This is a genomic window from Sphingomonas sp., from assembly GCF_041661825.1.
Taxonomy (GTDB): Bacteria; Pseudomonadota; Alphaproteobacteria; order Sphingomonadales; family Sphingomonadaceae; genus Sphingomonas.
On the sequence record NZ_JBAZTU010000007.1, the window covers coordinates 178,586 to 200,037 of the forward strand.

Sequence of the window (21,452 nt, forward strand, 5' to 3'; positions counted from 1 at the left end):
CCTGTCCTTTGAGAATCGGAAAAATGAGCATGCTGGATGCGTCGATCGCCTACCCGGCCGATAAGGGGCCTGTCGCCGGCTTGCGCGGGCGACCGTCGCATATCGCGCTGATCGGAAATTACCTCCCGCGCCTGTGCGGTCTCGCCACCTACACGACCCATGTCCGGCAGGCGCTGCGCGCCCGCTTTCCGGACACCGAAGTCGATGTCTATGCGATGGTCGATCTGGGCCATTCCTACGCGTTTCCCGAGGCTGTGGTCCGCACGATCGACCAGGACGATCGCGCCAGCTACCAGGCCGCTGCCCGAGCGATCGTCGCGAGCGGCGCCGACCTGATCTGGGTCCAGCATGAGTTCGGGATATTCGGCGGACCGGCCGGCGCCTATCTGCTCGAGCTGATCGACGCCGTGACGACTCCTGTCGCCGTGACGTTTCATACCATTCTCGAAACGCCGTCCACCGAACAGCAAGACGTGATCGACCGCCTGGCCGCACGGGCGTCCCTGCTGATCGTGATGGCTGATCGGGCGCGGGCGATCCTTGAGCGCGCCTACGGGGTCCCGCCCGGCAAGATCGCGGTGGTGCCGCACGGCGTGCCCGACCGTGATTATATCGACCCGCCGGTGGCCCGTCGCGCGCTCGGCCTCGAGGACCGCCCGTCGATCATGACGTTCGGCCTCCTGTCGCCGGGCAAGGGGATCGAGACGATGATCCGGGCGATGCCGGCGATCCTCGAACAATGCCCGGATGCGCTGTACTGGATCGTTGGAGCAACCCACCCGCATCTCGTCTCCCGGGAAGGCGAAGCCTATCGTGAAAGCCTTCGGCATCTTGCCCGATCGCTCGGCGTCGATCGCTGGCTCCGCTGGCATGACGGTTTCCTCGAGGAACGCGACTTGCTCGACCGCATCGCGGCGGCCGATGTCTATGTCACGCCCTATCGCAATCCGGCCCAGATCACCTCCGGAACACTCGCCTATGCCATGGGCCTGGGAAAGCCGATCGTATCCACGCCCTATGCCCATGCCAGCGAACTGCTCGCCGACGGCTATGGAAGCCTGGTCCCGTTCGATGATCCCCCTGCCATGGCTGACGCGCTCCTCGAGATCCTGACGCAGGACGCCGCCCGCCGGGCGATGGCGGCCCGCTCTTATCTCCGGGGCAGGGACATGACCTGGCGGAGGATGGTCGAGCGCTCGATCATGAGGATGAGCGCTGCCCTTCGCCCGCCAGCGACAATCCCTGCCGGCGCGGTGATGCCCCTTGGCTGCCGCGCTGCGGCCGAACGTCCCCCGAACGGAGTATTGAATCATGCAGCGCTATTTTTTCCATGTCCGGAATGATGTCGGGCACGCCTCCGATGAGGAGGGTGTCGAACTTGCGGACCTCAACGCCGCCTGTGCCAAGGCGCGAAGGGCCGCCGCCGATATCGTTGCGGAAGAGGTCGCCGGCGACCGGGATTCCATCCATCTGGAAATCATGGTGGACGATGCGGGGGGGCGCCGTGTGGCGGCGCTCACTGTCTCGGCGACCATAAGCCTTTCGGTCAGTTCCCTTATCGGGTGACGGCACCGCGATCAGCCCGAGGGCGGCGGCAGATGGCAGGCCGATCGCCCAGGCCCCAGGCCGGTCACCAGGCCCACGACGAGCATGACCAGCACCTTGTCCCACCAGCCAACGCTTCAGAGCAGACACGACCGCTTCGAGCACCCTGGCCGTGGCGCGCAGGCCTCTACAGGGCACGAGCATGAGCATCCCCCAGCGATAGAGTCCTGGTTGCGCCGCCAGATAGGCCGCACCGACCAGGGCCAGGAGCAGGGCGCTACGGCTCTGCCCGCCACCATGCGGTGGTTGCAGCCAGGCAGCCCCAAGCCCGCCTGGAAACCGGGCATGCCAGCTCAGATGTCGATGTTTGCGGTCGGCCCTGCGGCCAGGACCGAGCTGTCCACCGCATCTTCGAACTGCCTGAAATTCTCGGTGAACAGCAGGACAAGCCGCTCCGCGGTCGCGTCGTACCAATCCTTGTCGGTCCACGTCCTGCGGGGATCGAGCATCCTGCTGTCGACGTCACGCACCTCGATTGGCACCTCGAACCCGAAATACGGGTCGGTGCGAAAGTCGGCATCGTCGAGACGGCCATCGAGTGCTGCGTTGAGCAAGGTGCGGGTAACCTTGATGGGCATGCGCCGGCCGGTGCCGTAAGGGCCGCCTGTCCAACCGGTGTTGACCAGCCAGCATTTGACCGCGCCCGCCGCGATGCGTTCTTTCAGGAGATTGCCATAAACGGACGGGTGGCGCGGCATGAACGGCGCACCGAAGCAGGTCGAGAAGGTCGCCTCGGGTTCGCGAACGCCAATCTCGGTACCCGCCACTTTGGCGGTATAGCCCGACAGGAAATGATACATTGCCTGGTCGGGCGTCAGCCGGGCGATCGGCGGCAGCACGCCGAAGGCATCAGCCGTCAGCATGACGATATTGCGGGGAACGGGACCCCTATTCTCGGCCGAGGCATTGGGGATGAAGTCGATTGGATAGGCGGCGCGCGTGTTCTCAGCGAGCGTCGCGTCGTCCAGATCGAGCAGCCGCGTCTTTGGATCCATCACGACATTTTCGAGGATCGTGCCGAACCGCTCGGTGGTCGCGAAGATCTCGGGCTCCGCTTCGGCCGAGAGCCGGATCATCTTGGCGTAACACCCGCCCTCGAAGTTGAACACCGAGGTGTCCGACCATCCATGTTCGTCATCGCCGATCAGCGTGCGGCTGGCATCGGCCGAGAGCGTGGTCTTGCCGGTCCCGGACAGCCCGAAGAACACTGCCGTATCGCCATCGGGCCCGATATTGGCCGAACAGTGCATCGGCATCACGCCGCGCTGCGGCAGCACATAGTTGAGGATCGAGAAGACCGCCTTCTTCATCTCGCCGGCATAGGCGGTGCCGCCGATCAGGATCATGCGCCGGGTAAGGTCGACCGCGACGATCGTCTCGGATCGACAGCCATGGCGGGATGGATCGGCCTTGAAGCTCGGCAGATCGATGATCAGATAATCCGACGCGAATGCCGCTCTTTGCGCATCGGTCGGCCGTACCAGCATCGTCCGCACGAAGAGCGAATGCCAGGCCAGTTCGGTGATGACCCTGACCTTGATCTGGTGCTCCGGCTGCGATCCGCCCAGCAGATCCTGGACATAGACCTCGTCCATCGTGCCGAGCTGGGCGAGGAAATCCTGCTCGAGCGCGGCGAAGGCCGTGGCCGACAGTGGCCGGTTGACCTTGCCCCACCAGACGGCGTGCTCGGTCTCGTCGTCCCTGACGATGAACTTGTCCTGCGCCGACCGCCCGGTATGGGCGCCGGTTGCGACCACGAGCGGGCCGCCGTCCGCAAGGCGCCCCTCGGCGCGGCGCAGCGCGTGCTCCACCAGTTCCGGCGTGCCCAGATTATGATGGACGCGCGTGTCGGCTTTGAACGCAAAACTGCTGGCGGTGTGCACCCAGCGTTCGGCGATGGTCATGGCAAGCCTCCACTAGGCAAGACGCGTGCGTGGTCGGCGGTCCGGACCGGGCGATTGCCTGATTCTGCCAGCCGATTGGCCTGTTCGAGCGCATGGCCGATCTCGAACATCAGCATTGCCGCTTCGCCGGCGGACAGGACGATCTCGACTGCCCCCGCGCTGGTTGTCGTGTTGAGGATCAAGGCACGTGACGAGGTTGGCGTCGGGAGAGGTGCCGGCCGGACGTCGATCCGGTCACCCATGAGGCACACACGGTCACCGTCTATGCGCGGCAGATAGAGGAACACGCTCACCCCTTTCAGTTTCGATTATCCCATCAGACGAAGCCAACGCATTCATGGATTAGCTATTGTAATGCCAATCTAGCACATGGTATTGAAATGTTAATACTGAGATTTGATGTATAAAACATCAAGCGAGGCCCAATGATCACCTCACTGCAAATGCGCGCCGCACGGGCCCTGCTCGGCATCGATCAGAAGCAGCTCGCCGAACTCGCCGGCCTGTCGCTGCCGACCATCCAGCGGATGGAAGCCTCGGGCGGGCAGGTCCGCGGCGTGGTCGATACGTTGGTCAAGGTGATCACGGCGCTCGAGGGCGCGGGGATCGAGCTGATCGGCGAGCATGCGCCAAGCAGCGGACGGGGCCGGGGTGTTCGCCTGGTCGAAGCGCGCATCGGGTCGTCGGGCTTGCGCGTTCCGTCGATGCTGTTCGATCAGGCTCGGGCAGGCGGAAGCACCGACGGTGCCGCATAGGGCATTCGTCCCGAAATCCTTCAGCCTGCTTCGCCAGGGCTATAGCCTGGATGCCTTTCGCGCGGATGCGGTTGCCGGGCTAACCGTCGCAATCGTCGCCCTGCCGCTGGCCATGGCGCTGGGCATCGCCAGCGGCGCGTCGCCGGACAAGGGCCTCATCACCGCGGTCGTGGCTGGCTTCCTGATCTCCGGGCTGGGGGGATCCCGTGTCCAGGTCGGCGGTCCGACCGGCGCCTTTGTCGTGGTGATCTTCAACGTCATCGCGAAGCATGGCTATGACGGGCTGCTGCTCGCGACGTTGCTCGCCGGCCTGATTCTTCTCGTCGCCGGGCTCGCCAGATTCGGGCAGATCATCAAGTTCATCCCGCGCCCGGTCGTGACCGGGTTCACCGCGGGCATCGCCGTCATCATCGCGTCGAGCCAGGTGAAGGATTTTCTGGGGCTCGCCCTCGACAAGGTGCCCGCCGATTTCCTGCCGAAATGGCAAGCCTATTTCTCGGCGATTGGCAGCATCAGTCTTGCAACGCTCGCGGTCGGAGTTGGCTCGCTGGTCCTGATCATCCTGCTGCGCAAGCTTGCCCCGCGCCTGCCGGGCTTCTTGATCGTTGTCGTGCTCGCGTCGCTGGTGGTGCTATTCCTGAAATTGCCGGTCGATACGATCGGAACGCGCTTTCCCCATATCCCGGCGGGCCTGCCGCTCCCGTCGCTTCCGGATATCAGCCTGACCAAGATCGGCGCCGTCCTGCCGTCCGCGTTCACGATTGCCTTTCTCGCCGGGATCGAAGCGCTGCTCTCTGCCGTCGTGGCGGATGGCATGATCGGGTCGCGTCACCGCTCGAACCAGGAACTGGTAGGGCAGGGGGTGGCCAACATCGCCTCCGCGCTGTTCGGTGGCCTGCCGGCGACGGGCGCGATCGCCAGGACCGCGACCAACATCAAGGCCGGCGCGCGTACCCCCGTGGCCGGAATGCTCCACGCTGCGTTCCTGCTGTTGTTCATGCTGTTCGCGACCGGCCTGATGGCGTTCGTGCCGATGGCGACGCTTGCCGCGATCCTGTTCATGGTCGCCTGGGGCATGAGCGAATATCAGGGTTTTCTGACTCTGTTGCGCATGCCCAATGGCGATCGCTCGGTGCTGTTGATCACCTTTGGATTGACCGTGCTGGTCGATCTCACGGTGGCGATCGGGGTGGGCGTGACGCTTGCATCGCTGATTTTCATGATGCGGATGAGCGAGACGGTCCATGTCGAGAACGATGCGACCCTGGACCCGGACGATGACCTCGACGATGAGGAAGGGCATCAGCGCGATGCGCTCCCCCCCGGTGTCGAAGTATTCCGGATCACGGGGCCCTTCTTCTTCGGGGTCGCCGGTGAACTGCTCGATACCTTGCGGCGGCTGGGCCAGTCGCCTCGGGTCATCATCCTGCGCATGCGCCTTGTGCCGTTGCTCGACGCGAGCGGTGTCACCGCCGTCGAGGAGTTCGTCGTCCAGGCAGGAATTGCCGGCGCGCGCGTCATCCTGTCCGGCGTCCAGCCGCAACCGGCCTCGATGCTCGCGCGTGTTTATCTCGGGCCGGAATCGGATCGAGTCCACTATGCGGTCGACTATTCGGCAGCACTTCGCCGCGCGGCTGAATATGCGGCCGCTCCTTAGCCAGCACGCCATCGGCCGCATCCAGAATTCGCGAGCTCAAATCTGTGCGAGCGGTTGCCGCGGCGTTATTCGATTGTCCGTTTCACTCGGCCGCCTTGCCGTTCGCTGACGGGTGCCGGGATCCCGGCCGGTGACGCGCTTTCCTGCCGGAAACATGCGCGGCACGGCCAAGCAGGTGGTTCACGACGACATAGGCGCTGACCGTCAGCGGGGCGGCAAGCAGGACCCCGGCCGGACCCAGGAGGATACCCATGGCGAAGATGGAGAAGAGCGTAAGCGCCGGCGGCAGGGCGACCGCCCTGTTCTGCACCAGCGGCGTCAGGATATATCCCTCGAGCTGCTGGACGATGAGGAGAAGGCCGAGCGTCAATCCGGCGGTCTCGGCGCTGATCGCAAAGGCCAGCAGCAGGGCGGGCACGGCGGTGAGGATGGGGCCGACATAAGGGACGAACTCGAGGACCGCCGCGATCAGCCCGAGGGCGGCGGCAGATGGCAGGCCGATCGCCCACGCCCCCAGGCCGGTCATCAGGCCCACGACGACCATGACCAGCAATTGTCCCACCAGCCAGCGCTTCAGAGCGGACACGACCGCTTCGAGCATCCTGGCCGTGGCGCGCAGGCGTTCGCGGGGCACGAGCATGAGCACCCCCCGGCGATAGGTTCCTGGTTGCGCCGCCAGATAGGCCGCACCGACCAGGGCCAGGAGCAGGGCGCCGATCGCGGTGAGAGCCGTCGCCGCGATCTCGCCGATCGCGGCTGCGCCGGTGCCGTCGATCAGCCGCGCCCTGATTGCGTCGAGGCTCCCCGGGTCGATGCCGAGGGGCTGAAGGCGGGCCTGGAGCGAATGCCAGGCTGCCGGCAACCGGGCCGCCAGCGTCCTCAGTTCGTGCGCGACCTCAACGCCGAACAGCGCCACCAGTCCCAGGAGAAGCAGGAAGCTCCCTGCGACCACGACGGCAAGACTCCAGTGGACCGGCAGCCGCGTCACGGACGAGAGGGCTTCGGCGAGCGCATGAAACAGCAAGGCGACCAGCACTGCGGCATAGAAGAGGAGCAGCAGGTCGAGCAGGCGCCAGGCAGCAACCGCTGCAACCGCCATGCCGAGCACGATCGCAGCCCTCAGGGCGAACTCATGCCGGCTTTGCCCGGGGCGCGGGGAGAGTGATCGCGCTGCGGCGCCGAGTCCGGATTTCACGCGATCAGGACCCGGTGCTGCTGTCGGCCGCAGTGCCGGCCGGCAGCCGCTGCACGAGCATATCGAAGGGAAGCTGGTCGATCATCGAATCGGCGACGCTGCCGACAAGGATGCGCGCCAGGCCGGACCGGCCATGGCTCGCCACGACCAGCAGGTCGGGACGGAAGACCTCCCAGGCGCTGATCATCGCCGATGTCGGATCGCCGGGCAGCGCTGCCGCTTGCACATGGACCGACAGGTCGGTGCGGCCGGCGAGCGCATCGCGGACGGCCTTTTCCAGCTCGCGCTGCTCGAGATCCTGGAGACCGGCCTTCCCGCCGGCCCGCACGAGCCCGGACAGGTTCGGGGCAAAGGCATGAACCGCGAAGATCGTATCCGCCGACGAGATCTGGCAGGCGAGCCGCAACGGCCCGGCGGCGCCCATCCCGGTGTCGACGGCTGCCAGCACGCGCCGATACGGACCGGTCGCGTCGTGCCGGACGATCAGCACCGGCGGGCCCGCCGCGTGCATGATCCGCTCACCCGCAGTGCCGAACAGTGAATCCCTCCAGTCGCGATCCGCATGCGCGCCGGCGACGATGAGGTCCGCCCGGTACGCCTCCGCCTCGCGGCAGACCGCGTCGACCAGCGCTCCCTTCAGGACGCAGGCGCTGACCTCGCCGACGCACGGATAGTGCACAGCCGCCTCCCTGGCCGCTTCATCGGCCCGAGTCTGGGCGGCATCGACCTCGCCCGTGCGCGCGGAAGGTTTCACGACATGGACCAGCCGGACGTCGGCGCAATGCCCGGACGCCAGATCGCAGGCGCGCCGAATGGCGAGCATCCCCGCAGGGGTCAGGTTGGCGGCGACGAGGATGCGCTGCATGAGGTTTCCCCGGTGAAGTTCAGGCGGCGAGCTTTCATCTTGGGGGCTGGCGGATTCTATCCGTGACTTCACGGATGCGGCTGATGCCCCGACGTGCGTTCGGGGCTCTACGGGTATCTTCGTATTCAGTCCGCCTTGCGATTGGTGGACAGCGACGGCTCGAAGGGAGCGCGACAGATGGATCAATCGGCGAGGAGACATTGCGGGCACGCACGCGCCGGATGCGGCAGGGGCGGCCTTTGCTCCACCGGCCGACGGTCATGACCGTCAACGTCCATGACCACCGGCCAGTCTTCATCGACACCGTCGGACTCCATGGAGTGCTCGGGTCACCCGGTAACGCGGTCGCCACGATCATCCTCGCTTTTGCCAGTGCCACCGGCCGCCTCGGACCGCGCAACAACCAGCTGGCCGAGGGGCTCCGCGCGGCCGGATTCGGGACGTTGCTGCTCGACCTGCTGAGCCAGCGAGAGGAGAGCGACCCCGATCTGGCTGGCGATGTCGAGCTGCTCGCGGCCCGGCTTTTGGCCGCCACCGCATGGCTTGAGACCTCGTCCGTCACGCCGGTGCCGACCGGCTATCTGGGTACTGGCCTGGCCGTGGCAGGGGTGCTGCGCGCCGCGTCGATCGCGCCACGCCAGGCCGGGGCGATTGTCTCCTGTGGCGGCCGGCCCGATCTGGCGGGGTCGCCGGCGCTGTCGCGGGTACGGGCACCGGTCCAGCTGATCGCCGGCGGGCGTGACCTGCCGGCCCTCGAGGCCAGCCGCGAGGCGATATGTCATCTGCGCTGCGCGCATGAGCTGGTCGTCGTCCCCAATGCGCATCACCATTTCGAGGATCCGGGCGCGATCGATTCGGTGGTCGGTCACGCCGCGCACTGGTTTAACCGTCACCTGGCCTGACGTTGCGACCGGGACTGGGGCTTGAGGAAAGGATAGTGCCAATGACGGCCAGCGCGAGCGCAGCTGCCGCGACGACCATGCGGGCGATGCAGTCCGACGGGCCCGGCCGGCCGTTGCGGCTCGTGACTCGTGCGGTCCCGAGGCCAGCCCCTGACGAGGTCCTGCTGAAGGTCTCGGCATGCGGGATCTGCCGGACCGACCTCCATGTCCTCGACGGCGATATCCCGGCGCTCTATCCGGTCATCCCCGGGCACGAGATCGTCGGGCGGATCGTCGCGCTGGGCGCTGCGGTGGCTGGCTTTCGTATCGGACAGCGCGTGGGCGTGCCCTGGCTCGGCCATAGCTGCGGTACATGCCCCTATTGCCGATCGGGCCGCGAGAATCTCTGCGACTACCCCGCCTTCACGGGATGCACGCGCGACGGTGGCTTCGCCACCCATGTGCGAGCCGATGCGCGATTCTGCTTTTCGATCCCGGATCGCTTCTCCGACATCGAAGCCGCGCCGTTGCTCTGTGCCGGCCTGATCGGGTGGCGGGCGCTGCGCCTGGCGGGTGACGGGAAAGCGATCGGCCTGTACGGTTTCGGTGCGGCCGCCCATATCCTCGCCCAGGTCGCTGCATGGCAGGGAAGGGACGTTTATGCCTTCACCAAGCCGGGGGACGAGAAGGGCCGGGCCTTCGCGCGCTCGCTCGGCTGTATCTGGGCGGGATCCTCGGAGGAAAGGCCGCCGGTCGCGCTCGATGCAGCGCTGATCTTCGCGCCGGTCGGTGCGCTCGTGCCGCTGGCGCTCAAGGCAGTCCGAAAGGGCGGGCGGGTGGTCTGCGCTGGCATCCACATGAGCGACATTCCATCATTCCGTTACGTCGATCTCTGGGGGGAGCGATCGATCCTGTCAGTCGCCAACCTCACGCGCGAGGACGGGCTTTCCTTTTTCGAGGTTGTGGCAAGATCCGGGATCAGGACGGTCACCGAATCCGTTGCGCTCGACCAGGCGAATGAGGCTATCGCCCGGCTCCGCGCGGGTCACGTTTCCGGTGCGATCGTGCTGGTGCCCTGAACATCCGCCCGTTGCACCGTTCGTGCCCTGGTCGGCCGGATCATGCGCCGCGTGCCGGCCGGGGCAGAAGCGCCACCACATGCGCGGCAATGACGTGCTCTTCCCGCGCAGGCAGGACCTGAAGGCGAAGACGGCTTTCCGCCGCTGACAGGAGGGGCGCCCGTCCGGCTAGGTTCGCGGCGTCGTCGAGTACTGCCCCCATCCATTCGAGCCGGCGCGCGATCATTGCCCGGACTGTCGGCGCATGCTCGCCAATGCCCCCGGTGAATACGAACCGATCGATGCCGCCCATTGTCGCCGCCAGGGCGGCCGTCTGACGCGCGACCTGAAACGCGAAGAGGTCGAGCGCTTCGGCGGCCGCGGGCGACCCGGCCTGAAGGAGGGTGGCGACATCGGCCGAGACCCCGGACACGCCGAGCAGGCCCGATTCATGGTAGAGCAGGTGCTCGACCCGATCGAGCGAATAGCCTTTCTCGCGCTGCAGATAGAGCAGGATACCGGGATCGAGCGGGCCGGGCCTGGTGCCCATCACCAGACCGTCGAGCGCGGTGAAGCCCATGGTCGTGTCGACGCTGCGAAGCCCCTGAAGGGCGCAGAGACTCGCACCATTGCCGAGATGAGCGACGACGATCCGGGCATCGCCGGCCCCATCCTCCTGCGCCGCAAGTTGCGCTGCGATCGACTCATAGGACAGGCCGTGAAAGCCATAGCGGCGGATCCCTTCCGCCTCCAGCGCGCGCGGCACGCCGTAGCGGCTGACGGGTGGCGCGAGATCGTGATGGAACGCCGTGTCGAAACAGGCGATCTGAAGCAGGGCGGGGCGGAGCGCACGAAGCCGCCTGACGGGCGCAAGACCGAGCGGCTGGTGAAGGGGCGCGAGCGGCGTCAGCGCGTCCAGCCGCGCGAGCACATGGTCGTCGATGGCGACCGGCTCAAAGAAATCGCGCCCGCCATGCACGATGCGGTGGCCGACCGCCGCAAGGCGGGCTGGTCCGAGATGCGCCTCGACCCAGTCGATCAGCCGCGCCGTCACCGCGTCCGGGCCAAGGCCCACCCAATCCTCCTGTGCGACCAGGCTGCCGTCCGGCGCCCGGGCCGTGAAGGTCGGCGCGGCACCGCCGAGGCCGGTCATGCTTCCGCCCAGGAGCTCGGTCGGGCCGTCGCGGTTCGCGTCGATGGGGTAGAGCCCGAACTTCAGGCTTGACGAGCCAGCGTTCAGCGCCAGGATCGCCTCGGTCACGGGTCAGCGAGCCACATCGGGATTGCCGTGCGGCCAGGTCCAGTCGCGGATTTCCGGCAAGTCGTCGCCATGCTCGATGATATAGGCGTGGTGCTCGATCAATTTGTCGCGAAACGCCTGCTTGGCATGGGCGGCGGTGTCGATCAGCCCGGGCACGCGATCGATCACATCCATGGCGAGGTGGTAGCGATCGAGATCGTTGCGCACCACCATGTCGAACGGCGTGGTCGTGGTGCCCTCCTCCTTGAATCCGCGGACATGGAAATTGTCATGGTTGGTTCGCCGGTAGGTCAGCCGATGGATCAGATAGGGATAACCGTGAAAGGCGAAGATCACCGGCCGGTCGCGAGTGAACAGCGCATCGAAGTCGCTGTCGCTCAGGCCGTGCGGATGCTCGCTTTCCGGTTGCAGCGTCATCAGGTCGACCACATTGACGACTCTGATCTTCAGGTCCGGCACATGCCGGCGCAGCAGGTCGACCGCAGCGAGCGTCTCGAGGGTCGGCACGTCGCCGGCACAGGCGAGGACGACGTCCGGTGCCGCGCCGTCCCGATCGGTGCCGGCCCATTCCCAGATCCCGGCGCCGGCCGCGCAATGCGTCTCCGCCTGGTCGGCGGTGAGCCATTGCGGGGCGGGCTGCTTGCCGGCGACGATCACGTTGATCCGGTCATACGTGCCGAGGCAATGGTCGGCGACGCGCAGCAGGGTGTTCGCATCGGGCGGCAGATAGACGCGAACGACATCGGCCTTCTTGTTCACGACATGATCGATGAAGCCCGGGTCCTGGTGGCTGAACCCGTTATGGTCCTGCCGCCAGACATGGCTGGTCAGCAGATAGTTGAACGAGGCGATCGGCACGCGCCAGTCCAGCTCGCGCGACACCTTCAGCCATTTGGCATGCTGGTTGAACATCGAATCGACGATGTGGACAAAGGCTTCGTAGCAATTGAACAGCCCGTGCCGGCCGGTCAGCAGATAGCCTTCGAGCCATCCCTGGCAGAGATGCTCGGACAGGACCTCCATCACCCTGCCGCCCCGGGCGAGATGCTCGTCATAAGGCTCGACCCGCTCCATCCAGGCACGGTCGGTCACGTCGAACACGGCATCGAGCCGGTTCGAGGCGGTCTCGTCAGGCCCCATGATCCGGAAATTCCGGGTGTCGGCGCTCAGTTCCATCACCCGGGCGAGGTACTGGCCGAGCGACCGGGTCGCCTCTCCGACGGCGCCGCCGGGTGTCGGCACGTCCAGGGCGAAGTCGCGCCAGGCGGGCCGCTTCAGGCTATGCCGTCTCAGGCCGCCATTGGCATAGGGCGTCGAGCCCATTCGCTTGTCGCCCTCCGGCGCGAGTCCCCGCAGCTCGGGCAGAAGCCGTCCGTTCGCGTCGAACAGCTCTTCGGGACGGTAGCTGCGCATCCATGCCTCGAGCAGGTGACGATGGGCGTCATTGTCATGCGCCGCTGCGATCGGGACCTGATGCGCACGCCAGAAGCCTTCGACCTTCTTGCCATCCACTTCTTTCGGGCCGGTCCACCCCTTGGGGCTGCGCAGGACGATCATCGGCCAGCGGACCGGCCCATCCAGCGTCCCGGAACGCGCCGCACGCTGGATCCCGGCGATCCGGTCGAACACGCGCTCGAGCGTTGCGGCCATCTGCCCATGCATGTCGGCGGGGTCGTCGCCCACCACGAAGAAAGGTTCATGGCCATAGCCTTCGAACAGCTGACGAAGGACCGCGTCGTCCATCCGTCCCAGGATCGTCGGGCCGGCGATCTTGTAGCCGTTGAGGTGGAGGATCGGCAGGACGGCGCCGTCATGGACCGGGTCGAGGAACTTGTTGCTGTGCCAGGAGGCGGCGAGCGGCCCGGTCTCGGCCTCGCCGTCGCCGATCACGCAGGCCACGATCAGGTCGGGGTTGTCGAAGGCCGCGCCATAGCCATGGACGAGCGCATAGCCGAGTTCGCCGCCCTCATGGATCGAACCGGGCGTCTCCGGCGCTGCGTGGCTGGGGATGCCGCCCGGGAAGGAGAATTGCCGGAACAGCCGGCGCATGCCGTCCTCGTCCTCGCCGACCGCCGGGTAGATTTCACTGTAGCTGCCCTCGAGCCAGGTGTTCGCGACCATGCCCGGCCCGCCATGGCCGGGGCCGCAGACATAGAGCACATCGCAATCGCGGGCGCGGATCACCCGGTTGAGATGGGCGTAGATGAAGTTCAGGCCCGGCGTCGTCCCCCAATGCCCCAGGAGCCGCTGTTTCACATGCGCCTGCTCGAGCGGCGCGCGCAGCAGCGGGTTGTCGAGCAGGTAGATCTGGCCGACCGAGAGATAGTTGGCGGCCCGCCAGTAGCGGTCGATGAGCGCGGTTTCCCCGGTAGTCAGCGGAGGGGCCGATAAAGGGCTGACGGTCTGGTTCATGATCAGTCTCCGGGAGAACGCCTGGCACGCGACAAAGGCCCCTCGTGTTGCCGCCTGCAGGCCCGGCCCGAAATACGTAGTCGTACTAGCCGCCCCGCCGGCGCGGCGCTCAGTCGGTCGCCGGCATGGGGCTCCTTACCGACACTCCTGTCGCGAACCGCCGAAAGAACCGGTGTTTGACGGCCTCCGTCGCCGCTGAATAGGCAGCGACGACGCCGATCAGCGCGACAAGCAATGTCGGAGGGAGCGGTGTGAGACCGAACAGGGCTGACCCGTACCCGGCATAGGGCGACGCGACCGCGATCATTGCGACGATGACCGTCGTCCACACCAGAAGCTTGCCGGGCCGGCTCCGCCAGGACGCGCGGTGCGTCCGGAGCACGAGCAGGACCGCCAGCTCGGTCAGGAGCGACACGACGAACCAGGACGTCTGGAAGGTCCCCATATCGGCCCTGAAGAGTCGCAGGAGGAGATAGAAGGTCGCCAGGTCGAAGGCCGAGCTGACCAGGCCGAACACGATCATGAAGCGCTGGATGTCGCCGATACCCATGCGCTGTGCCTTCGCCACCTGTTCCGGCTCGACGGTATCGGACGACAGCATGACCGCCGGCAGGTCCGACAGGAAGTTGTTGAGCAGGATCTGGACCGCGGTCATCGGCAGGAAAGGCAAGAAGGGCGTTGCCAGCGCCATGCTCACCATATTGCCGAAATTGGCGCTGATGGTGATGCAGATATATTTGAGGGTATTGGCAAAGGTACGCCTGCCGCCCTCGATGCCGGCCCTCAAGACCCCCAGGTCGCGGTGCAACAGGACGATGTCGGCGCTGGCGCGCGCGACGTCGACCGCCGAGTTCACCGAAATACCGACATCGGCCGCATAGAGCGCGGGCGCGTCGTTGATGCCGTCGCCAAGATAGCCCACCGACTGACCGGTCCGCTGCAGGGCGCGGATGATCCTTTCCTTTTGCTGGGGATCGATCTCGGCGAAGAGCGATGTCCGGTTCGCCCGGTTCCACAGCGCCTCGTCCTTCATCGCGGCGATCTCCCCGCCCGTCAGAACGTCGCCGGCATCAAGGCCGAGCGCGCTCGCCACATGCGCGACGACGTGGCGGTTGTCGCCACTGATCACCTTGACCGCAACACCGAGCGCCGCGAGGTCGGCGATGGCCGAGGCAGCTTCCGGCTTGGGCGGATCGTAGAAGGCGAGGAAGCCGGCGAAGCACAGCGCCGTCTCGTCGGCGATCGTATAGTCGCGGCGGACATCCATCCGGCGCACGGCAAGGGCGAGGACGCGCAGTCCTTCCTCGCCGCGGGCCTGGGCATAAAGGCCGAGCTCGGCGCGCTTCCGGTCCGAGAGCGGCTGCTCCTCGCCGGCGACCCGCACCATCGTGCACAGGTCGAGCACATTGGCGACCGCGCCCTTTGTGATGAGCAGGCGCGAGCCCGGCCGGTCGGCCTGCTCGACCACGATGGTCAGGCGCCGGCGCGTGAAATCATAGCAGATCTCATCGACCTTGGTCGCACCTGCCGTGGTCAGGCCCTTTGCACTGCCCGATGCGACGATTGCCGCATCGAGCGGATTGGCGATGCCGGTCTCGAAGGTTGCGTTGAGGAAGGCCAGGCGTTCGACGTCGGGCGCATCGCGACCCGATGCATCGACCACTGCCTTCAGCGTGATCTCGCCTTCGGTGAGCGTGCCGGTCTTGTCGGTGCACAGGACGGTCATGCCGCCGAGATTCTCGATTGCCTCCAGCTGACGGACGATGACGCCCCGCTTTGCGAGCTCCCGCGCGCCCGCCGAGAGCGTGACGCTGAGGATCGCCGGGAGCAGTTCCGGCGACAGGCCCACGCCGAGCGCGACCGCGAACAGCAGGGATTCCAGGAACGGACGGCCCAGCAATTGATTCATCGTCAGGACGAAGATGATCACCACGATCATGATGCCGATCAGCATGCTGCCGAACCGGCGAATCCCGCGGGCGAAGTCGGTCTCGACGGACTTTGACGTCAGCTGAGCGGCGATGGCGCCATATTGCGTCCGCTGGCCCGTGCGGGCGACCAGGATCTCAGCCGTGCCGCTGCGGACCGAGGTTCCCAGGAACACCGCGTTGGTTCGCGCCGCAAGCGGAGCGGATTCCGGCACGATCCCGGCGCGCTTCTCGACCGGAAACGACTCGCCTGTCAGCGCGGCCTCGCTCACCAGCAGGTCGCTGGCCGCCAGCACGAGGGCGTCCGCCGGTACCACGGCCCCGGCCGAAAGCAGCACCACGTCGCCGGCCACGACCTCGCTGAACGGTACCGGCACGACGGAGCCGTCGCGCCTGACGCGCGCCGTCAGCGCCAGCCGACGGCGAAGCGCGGCGACCGCGCTGGAAGCGCGATATTCCTGGGCAAAGCCGAGCGTGCTGCTCCCCAGCACGATGGCGAGGATGATGCCGGCCTCGAACCATTCCTGCACCACGCCGGCTACCACCGCCGCGAAGATCAGGATGAGCACAAGCGGGCTCGCAAACTGGCGCAGGAGCAGCGACCGGATCGATCTTCCCGACTCTTCCCTGACCGCATTCGGGCCGTCGCGGCGCAGCCGCGCTGCCGCCTCGATCGTGGACAGTCCCTGGCTGCGGCTGTCGAGCGCGCCGAAGAGTGTCTGAGCGGATCCGCTCCAATAGGCGATGCCGGAGCCTGGCCCGGACGACTGCGGTATCGTCTTGATCCTGGGGGCAATCATGAGCGGCGTCTCTCCGGGCGATGGATGCAGCGACTGTCGTTGATCAGCCGGCGCGCAGCGCCTTGTCCCGCACCGCAACCCGCGCATCTATCGGGAAAGGTACGCAGCCCATGGCCTTGCCGGTGCCGACGCCGGGGCGCAGGGGCTCACAGTCTCTGGCGATCGAGACGCAGCGCGTTCACGACCACGCTGACCGAGGACAGGGCCATCGCCGCAGCGGCGATCATCGGGGAGAGCAGCACACCGAACAGCGGATAGAGCACCCCCGCCGCAACCGGGACGCCCGCAGCGTTGTAGATAAAGGCAAAGGCCAGGTTCTGGCGAATGTTCGACATGGTGGCCTGCGACAGGCGCCGCGCCCGCACGATGCCCGTCAGATCGCCCTTGAGCAGCGTGATCCCCGCGCTCTCGATCGCCACATCGGTCCCGGACCCCATGGCGATCCCGACGGCCGCCGCGGCAAGTGCCGGCGCATCGTTCACGCCGTCGCCCGCCATCGCGACGACGCGCCCTTCGCGCGTCAGGCGATCGACCACCGCGCTTTTCTGCTCGGGCAACACATCGGCTTCGATCTCGGTGATGCCCAGAGTCCGCGCCACCGCTTGCGCGGTCGTCAGGTTGTCGCCGGTCAGCATGACGATGCGGATGCCATCCTTGCGCAACGCAGCCAGCGCGTCCGCCGTTGTCGGCTTGATCGGGTCGGCGATCGCCAGGACCGCGGCGATCCTGCCGTCGATCGCGGCGAAGATCGCCGTGGCACCATCCTCTCGCAGCGCGTCCGCCTGAGCGGCGAGCGGTGCTGTATCGACGCCCTTCTCCAGGAGGAAGGCGGCGTTGCCGAGCAGGACGCGCCTGCCGTCCACGACGCCGAGCGCGCCGCGGCCGGTCGGGGAATCGAAGTCGCTGACCTGCGGGAGTACAATGCCCCGGGCATTGGCCGCCTCGACGATTGCGCGGGCGATCGGGTGCTCGGAGGCCTGTTCGACCGCCGCGGCGATCCGCAGGACCTCGTCCGGCCCGAATCCGGCGGCAGCAACGATCCCGGTCACCGACGCGCGTCCCTCGGTGAGCGTGCCGGTCTTGTCCACGACCAGCGTATCGACCTTCTCCATGCGCTCCAGCGCCTCGGCGTTCCTGACCAGCACGCCGAGCCGCGCGCCGCGACCAACGGCCACCATGATCGACATCGGCGTCGCGAGGCCCAGCGCGCAGGGACAGGCGATGATCAGCACGGCGACGGCAGATACCATGCCATAGGCGAGGCGCGGCTCCGGTCCCCAGATCGCCCAGCCGCCAAAGGCAAGCAGGGCGGCGGCGAGCACGAGAGGCACGAACCAGGCGGAGACCCGGTCAGCCACGCGCTGGATCGGCGCACGGGAGCGCTGGGCGGCGGCTACCATCTCGACTATCTGCGCTAGCATGGTGTCGGCGCCGACGCGTTCGGCGCGCATGACCAGCGCGCCGGTCTGGTTGAGCGTCCCACCGACCACCTGGTCGCCCATCGCCCTGGTGGTCGGCATCGATTCGCCCGTCACCATGGATTCATCGACCGAGGAGCGGCCGCCGACGACCACCCCATCCACGGGCACCTTTTCGCCGGGGCGCACCCGCAGGCGGTCGCCGACCACGACCAGGCCGAGAGCGACTTCCTCTTCCCGATCATCCGGGCCGATGCGCCGCGCGCGCTTCGGCGCCAGGTCGACCAGTACCCTGATCGCCCCGGACGTGCGGTCTCGCGCACGTAGCTCGAGGAGCTGGCCAAGCAGAACCAGCATGGTGATGACGGCCGCCGCCTCGAAATAGATCGCGACCGAGCCATCGGCTGCCCGGAAGGCCGGCGGGAAGCTCCCGGGTGCGAGCGTTGCCACGACGCTGTAGCACCAGGCGATGCCGGTCCCCATCGCGACCAGGGTGAACATGTTGAGCTTCAGCGTTCTGACCGACATCCAGGCACGGTCGAAAAAAGTCCAGCCTGTCCACCACACCACGGGCGTCGCGAGTGCGAGCTGAATCCAGGCGGAGACGTGCTCCGGGACCACATGGTGCAGTGACGGGACAAGATGGCGGCCCATTTCGAGGACGAAGACCGGCACGGTCAGCAGGACTGCGTTGCGGAACCGCCACGCCATGTCCGCCAGCGCTGCATCGGGACTTGAGTCCGCAACCGGCCGGACCGGCTCAAGCGCCATGCCGCAGATCGGGCAGGTGCCAGGATGGTCCCGTCTGATGTTGGGATGCATCGGGCAGGTCCAGCTCGTATCCGGGGGCGAAGAGCGCTTTGTCTCGACTTGAGCAGCTGATGGCTCGACAATGCGTTCGGTCATGAGGGTTCCTTCAGGCACCGGGGGACGCCGGAGCCAGAGCCGAGGTCCGCCCCGACGCTTCCTTAGCGCGTCGGGAGCAAGGCCGGTGTCCGGTACATTGCGTAGAATGACCGCGCATCATGGCGGCGCGCCGTGTTCCATCCTGGCCATAGCCAGCCACCGTGCGTCCAGGCGGCAGCAAACGGCCGCGCTTACGGATATCTACCAATAGAGCGCGCCACAGGCGGCACTAGCTTCACGGGCAACCCGAACGAGGAGATCAACATGGCGGAGCCAGATGCGAATCCGATCGACCATCTACTGAACCCGTTCGCCCCCAAGTGGATGCTTCCGGTGCTGCGCCTGTGGCAGTTTCCCCTGATGTGCGGGACCGCCTGGTGGAATGCGAGCGTGGACATGCTTTGGCCAGGAGACCCGGAACGGTCGCGCTGCCTCGGTGATTCGCATGCACAGCTGGTGGTGCCGGAACCGATCGAGTCGACCGGTGAGCACGGCCTGCTCGCCTGATCGATGGCGATCGCCCCTGACGGATGGAGGTCGTGATGACCGAACGTCCCGACACTCCGGTCAGGACCAGCCGGGCGCTGTCCCCACCGCGCGGCGCTGCCGCCGCGCAGCTGTCCGGCCTTCTTCGGTCCGAGCGCGTCCGCCTGTTCGATGATGGGCGCGCCCGCAATGTTCCCGCCGAAAGGCCGTGACCATGGGGACCGCGCCCACGCAGAATTCACCGGCGGATAGTCAGGCGGGCATCATATCCTTTCTCGCCACCGGCGGCGTTCTGGGCGTCGAATGGCCGAAGCAGATCGACACGCATGCGGCGAGCGTGTTCCTCTGCCAGGGACGCGCGTTCAAGCTGAAGCGCGCGGTGCGCCTTGGTTATCTCGATTTTTCGACGTGCGAACGACGCCGGGCGGCACTCGAGGCGGAGCTGCAATTCAATCGCCGGACCGCGCCCGACCTCTATCTCGGCCTGAGGGCGATCAGGCGCGCGGCGGACGGAACACTGCGGATCGACTGGTCGGGAGACGGCCAGGGTGACGTGGTCGACTGGCTGCTCGAGATGCGGCGTTTTCCCGACGGCGCGCTACTTGACGACCTCGCCGCGCGCGGCCCGCTCGACCCAGCCTTGCTCGTGCGCCTCGCGGCACGGGTGTTCGCGTTCCACGCAGAGGCAGCGGTGTCGCAGGGTTCCGGCGCTGCGGCGTTCCGCGCGGTTATCGAAGGCAATGCCGAGAGCATGGCGGCCTTTCCCGCGATCCTTGGTGCCGGTGCGGTGCGGCAACTGACCTCGGCGCTGCTGATGCAATGGCGGGCGCACGCGCCGCTGCTCGACCAGCGGTCGCGCACCGGACGCGTGCGCCGCGCGCATGGCGACCTCCACCTCGCGAATATCGCGGTCATCGACGGCGAGCCGACGCTGTTCGACTGCCTCGAGTTCAGCGCGGAGCTGGCGACGATCGACCTGCTGTACGATCTCGCCTTCCTGCTCATGGACCTGTGGCACCGTGGCGATTGCACCGGCGCCAATATCGTCCTCAATCGCTATCTCGATCTCTCCGCGATCGACGAGGCGGGCATCGGCCTGATGCCCATGTTCCTGGCGACACGCGCGGCGATCAGGAGTCATGTGGCGGCGGCGCGCGCGCGGCATGCCGAGGATCCTGCCGGCTGCGCTTCGATGGCCCGGTCCTATCTCGACCTGGCGATGTCGCTTGTTGCGCCCGTGCCGGCGCGACTGGTTGCGGTCGGCGGCTTGTCAGGTTCCGGGAAGTCCACATTGGCACGAGCGCTTGGCGGCGGGCTTGGCCGGGCGCCGGGCGCCCGCATCCTGCGCAGCGATGTCGTGCGCAAGCGGCTCGCCGGGGTCGAGCCTGAAACACGGCTTGGTGCCGAGCACTATACGCCTGAGGCGGGATCACGCGTCTATGCGACGCTCGATGGCCTCGCCGATGCAGCCCTGGGGCACGGCGCCGCCGTCATCCTCGATGCGACGTTCGCGTTGCCTCGAGAGCGAGAGGCCGCCGAACGGCTAGCCCGGCGCACCGGCGTCCGGTTCGACGGCCTCTGGCTGGCAAGCTCCGAATCGCGCCGGGTGAAGCGTGTCCTCGGGCGGCGGGCCGATGCATCGGACGCAGATGCCGGGATAGCCCGGTCACAGACCGACCTTGCGATCGGCGACCTTGGGGCGTGGCGGAAATTGTCTGCGGAGGGGAGTGTCGTCGCGACGGCGACCGCCGCACGCGAGCTGCTCGGCATGACATGACGCGCGGCCCGATCGCTCCCGCGTCCCGACAGCGCGTCCTCGCCATCGTCCTGATGGTGTCGATCGTCGCGCTCGGCGCTCTGGGCACAGTCGCCGTCGCGAGAGCGGGATTCTGGTTGAGCGCGCGGTATCTCATGCAAAGCTATGCAGGAGTGCTCTGAGTCTTCCGGCGGCACGGCGTGCGGCCTGCGCCGGAGGCACGCGGATTGACCGAGGTTGAAGATTTGCAGGTGGCCCAGATTTGTGCCGGCACCCGGGGCTGGCCGCCGCATGCCGATCAACCCCAGGGTGCCGACGCGTTGGGGGGCGCTGCCCCATCCCAATCCGACAGGACGTCGTGGTCCCCGGCGACCCTGACCGTAACGCTTTTGTCGGGCGGAATTGGTTTACCGCGGGCGCGGGGGAGCCGTTCCGGCAACCATCCGGGTATCTACCGATAGAGTCTCGCGCGCCGCGCCCTAGCTTCACGAGTCAGCTGAATGGAGGGGCAGGACGTGACTCAAGGCGAGAGGAATCGGAGCGGGCCCGTGGCCAAGACGCTCGG

17 protein-coding genes are annotated in these 21,452 nt (G+C 67.0%); 9 read left to right on the top strand and 8 right to left on the bottom strand.

The features are described 5' to 3' along the window. The first annotated feature begins 23 nt into the window (after positions 1-23). Positions 24-1,343, top strand: coding sequence for a glycosyltransferase family 4 protein (locus WC729_RS28240; protein WP_372858045.1), 1,320 nt, complete (start codon positions 24-26; stop codon positions 1,341-1,343). After that, positions 1,312-1,566 carry a hypothetical protein gene (locus tag WC729_RS28245; RefSeq protein WP_372858046.1) on the top strand — a complete coding sequence of 85 codons (255 nt, stop codon included), beginning with the start codon at positions 1,312-1,314 and terminating at the stop codon, positions 1,564-1,566. Before WC729_RS28240 ends, WC729_RS28245 begins: the two co-directional genes overlap by 32 nt. A gap of 332 nt (positions 1,567-1,898) precedes the next feature. On the opposite strand, the gene WC729_RS28250 is transcribed toward WC729_RS28245, so the two are convergent. Next, a complete protein-coding gene (locus tag WC729_RS28250; RefSeq protein ID WP_372858047.1) occupies positions 1,899-3,509 on the bottom strand; it encodes a phosphoenolpyruvate carboxykinase in 1,611 nt (536 codons plus the stop codon). Continuing rightward, on the bottom strand, positions 3,506-3,796 hold the full coding sequence (locus WC729_RS28255) for a hypothetical protein (RefSeq protein ID WP_372858048.1): 291 nt from the start codon (positions 3,794-3,796) through the stop codon (positions 3,506-3,508). The genes WC729_RS28250 and WC729_RS28255 overlap by 4 nt, the downstream gene beginning before the upstream one ends. Before the next feature lie 138 nt (positions 3,797-3,934). On the opposite strand from WC729_RS28255, the gene WC729_RS28260 reads away from it, so the two are divergent. Together WC729_RS28260 and WC729_RS28265 are read left to right on the top strand one after the other, a co-directional pair. After that, a complete protein-coding gene (locus WC729_RS28260) occupies positions 3,935-4,264 on the top strand; it encodes a helix-turn-helix domain-containing protein (protein ID WP_372858050.1) in 330 nt (109 codons plus the stop codon). After that, entirely contained in the window at positions 4,254-5,921 is a 1,668-nt protein-coding gene (locus tag WC729_RS28265) for a SulP family inorganic anion transporter (RefSeq protein ID WP_372858051.1), read from the top strand. The genes WC729_RS28260 and WC729_RS28265 overlap by 11 nt, the downstream gene beginning before the upstream one ends. Before the next feature lie 82 nt (positions 5,922-6,003). On the opposite strand, the gene WC729_RS28270 is transcribed toward WC729_RS28265, so the two are convergent. Both WC729_RS28270 and WC729_RS28275 read right to left on the bottom strand, forming a co-directional pair. Further along, positions 6,004-7,116 carry an AI-2E family transporter gene (locus tag WC729_RS28270; RefSeq protein WP_372858052.1) on the bottom strand — a complete coding sequence of 371 codons (1,113 nt, stop codon included), beginning with the start codon at positions 7,114-7,116 and terminating at the stop codon, positions 6,004-6,006. A 4-nt stretch (positions 7,117-7,120) separates the two neighbouring features. Then, positions 7,121-7,981, bottom strand: coding sequence for a universal stress protein (locus WC729_RS28275; RefSeq protein WP_372858054.1), 861 nt, complete (start codon positions 7,979-7,981; stop codon positions 7,121-7,123). Between the two features lie 260 nt (positions 7,982-8,241). Here WC729_RS28275 and WC729_RS28280 point away from each other — a divergent pair, with 260 nt between their 5' ends. Both WC729_RS28280 and WC729_RS28285 read left to right on the top strand, forming a co-directional pair. Beyond that, positions 8,242-8,883, top strand: a complete 642-nt coding sequence (locus tag WC729_RS28280; protein WP_372858056.1) for an alpha/beta hydrolase — start codon at positions 8,242-8,244, stop codon at positions 8,881-8,883. Between the two features lie 41 nt (positions 8,884-8,924). Beyond that, on the top strand, positions 8,925-9,941 hold the full coding sequence (locus tag WC729_RS28285; protein WP_372858059.1) for a zinc-dependent alcohol dehydrogenase family protein: 1,017 nt from the start codon (positions 8,925-8,927) through the stop codon (positions 9,939-9,941). Between the two features lie 40 nt (positions 9,942-9,981). Here the strand turns inward: WC729_RS28285 and WC729_RS28290 are convergent, their stop codons facing one another. The 4 genes from WC729_RS28290 to WC729_RS28305 form a co-directional block, all read right to left on the bottom strand. Then, entirely contained in the window at positions 9,982-11,181 is a 1,200-nt protein-coding gene (locus tag WC729_RS28290; RefSeq protein ID WP_372858060.1) for an acetate/propionate family kinase, read from the bottom strand. A gap of 3 nt (positions 11,182-11,184) precedes the next feature. Next, on the bottom strand, positions 11,185-13,593 hold the full coding sequence (locus WC729_RS28295; RefSeq protein ID WP_372858062.1) for a phosphoketolase: 2,409 nt from the start codon (positions 13,591-13,593) through the stop codon (positions 11,185-11,187). 109 nt (positions 13,594-13,702) lie between these two features. Continuing rightward, entirely contained in the window at positions 13,703-16,321 is a 2,619-nt protein-coding gene (gene mgtA / locus WC729_RS28300; protein WP_372858064.1) for a magnesium-translocating P-type ATPase, read from the bottom strand. Positions 16,322-16,467: 146 nt separating this feature from the next. After that, positions 16,468-18,645: a copper-translocating P-type ATPase gene (locus WC729_RS28305; RefSeq protein ID WP_372858065.1), complete on the bottom strand. Its 2,178-nt coding sequence runs from the start codon at positions 18,643-18,645 to the stop codon at positions 16,468-16,470. Positions 18,646-18,909: 264 nt separating this feature from the next. Here WC729_RS28305 and WC729_RS28310 point away from each other — a divergent pair, with 264 nt between their 5' ends. Genes WC729_RS28310 through WC729_RS28320 form a run of 3 tightly spaced genes read left to right on the top strand, consistent with a single transcriptional unit; the run spans position 18,910 to position 20,908 of the window. Beyond that, positions 18,910-19,152, top strand: a complete 243-nt coding sequence (locus WC729_RS28310; protein ID WP_372858067.1) for a hypothetical protein — start codon at positions 18,910-18,912, stop codon at positions 19,150-19,152. 35 nt (positions 19,153-19,187) lie between these two features. Then, positions 19,188-19,343, top strand: coding sequence for a hypothetical protein (locus tag WC729_RS28315; protein WP_372858068.1), 156 nt, complete (start codon positions 19,188-19,190; stop codon positions 19,341-19,343). A 2-nt stretch (positions 19,344-19,345) separates the two neighbouring features. Beyond that, the gene (locus tag WC729_RS28320) at positions 19,346-20,908 is read left to right on the top strand and encodes an AAA family ATPase (protein ID WP_372858129.1); all 1,563 of its coding nucleotides are present in this window, start codon (positions 19,346-19,348) and stop codon (positions 20,906-20,908) included. Positions 20,909-21,452: the final 544 nt, after the last annotated feature.

Coding starts and splice junctions, on each gene's coding strand:
- WC729_RS28240 (WP_372858045.1), top strand. CDS start 24: ATGAGCATGCTGGATGCGTCGATCGCCTACCCGGCCGATAAGGGGCCT.
- WC729_RS28245 (WP_372858046.1), top strand. CDS start 1,312: ATGCAGCGCTATTTTTTCCATGTCCGGAATGATGTCGGGCACGCCTCC.
- WC729_RS28250 (WP_372858047.1), bottom strand. CDS start 3,509: ATGACCATCGCCGAACGCTGGGTGCACACCGCCAGCAGTTTTGCGTTC.
- WC729_RS28260 (WP_372858050.1), top strand. CDS start 3,935: ATGATCACCTCACTGCAAATGCGCGCCGCACGGGCCCTGCTCGGCATC.
- WC729_RS28275 (WP_372858054.1), bottom strand. CDS start 7,981: ATGCAGCGCATCCTCGTCGCCGCCAACCTGACCCCTGCGGGGATGCTC.
- WC729_RS28280 (WP_372858056.1), top strand. CDS start 8,242: ATGACCGTCAACGTCCATGACCACCGGCCAGTCTTCATCGACACCGTC.
- WC729_RS28285 (WP_372858059.1), top strand. CDS start 8,925: ATGACGGCCAGCGCGAGCGCAGCTGCCGCGACGACCATGCGGGCGATG.
- WC729_RS28295 (WP_372858062.1), bottom strand. CDS start 13,593: ATGAACCAGACCGTCAGCCCTTTATCGGCCCCTCCGCTGACTACCGGG.
- mgtA (WP_372858064.1), bottom strand. CDS start 16,321: ATGATTGCCCCCAGGATCAAGACGATACCGCAGTCGTCCGGGCCAGGC.
- WC729_RS28305 (WP_372858065.1), bottom strand. CDS start 18,645: ATGACCGAACGCATTGTCGAGCCATCAGCTGCTCAAGTCGAGACAAAG.
- WC729_RS28310 (WP_372858067.1), top strand. CDS start 18,910: ATGGCGGAGCCAGATGCGAATCCGATCGACCATCTACTGAACCCGTTC.
- WC729_RS28315 (WP_372858068.1), top strand. CDS start 19,188: ATGACCGAACGTCCCGACACTCCGGTCAGGACCAGCCGGGCGCTGTCC.
- WC729_RS28320 (WP_372858129.1), top strand. CDS start 19,346: ATGGGGACCGCGCCCACGCAGAATTCACCGGCGGATAGTCAGGCGGGC.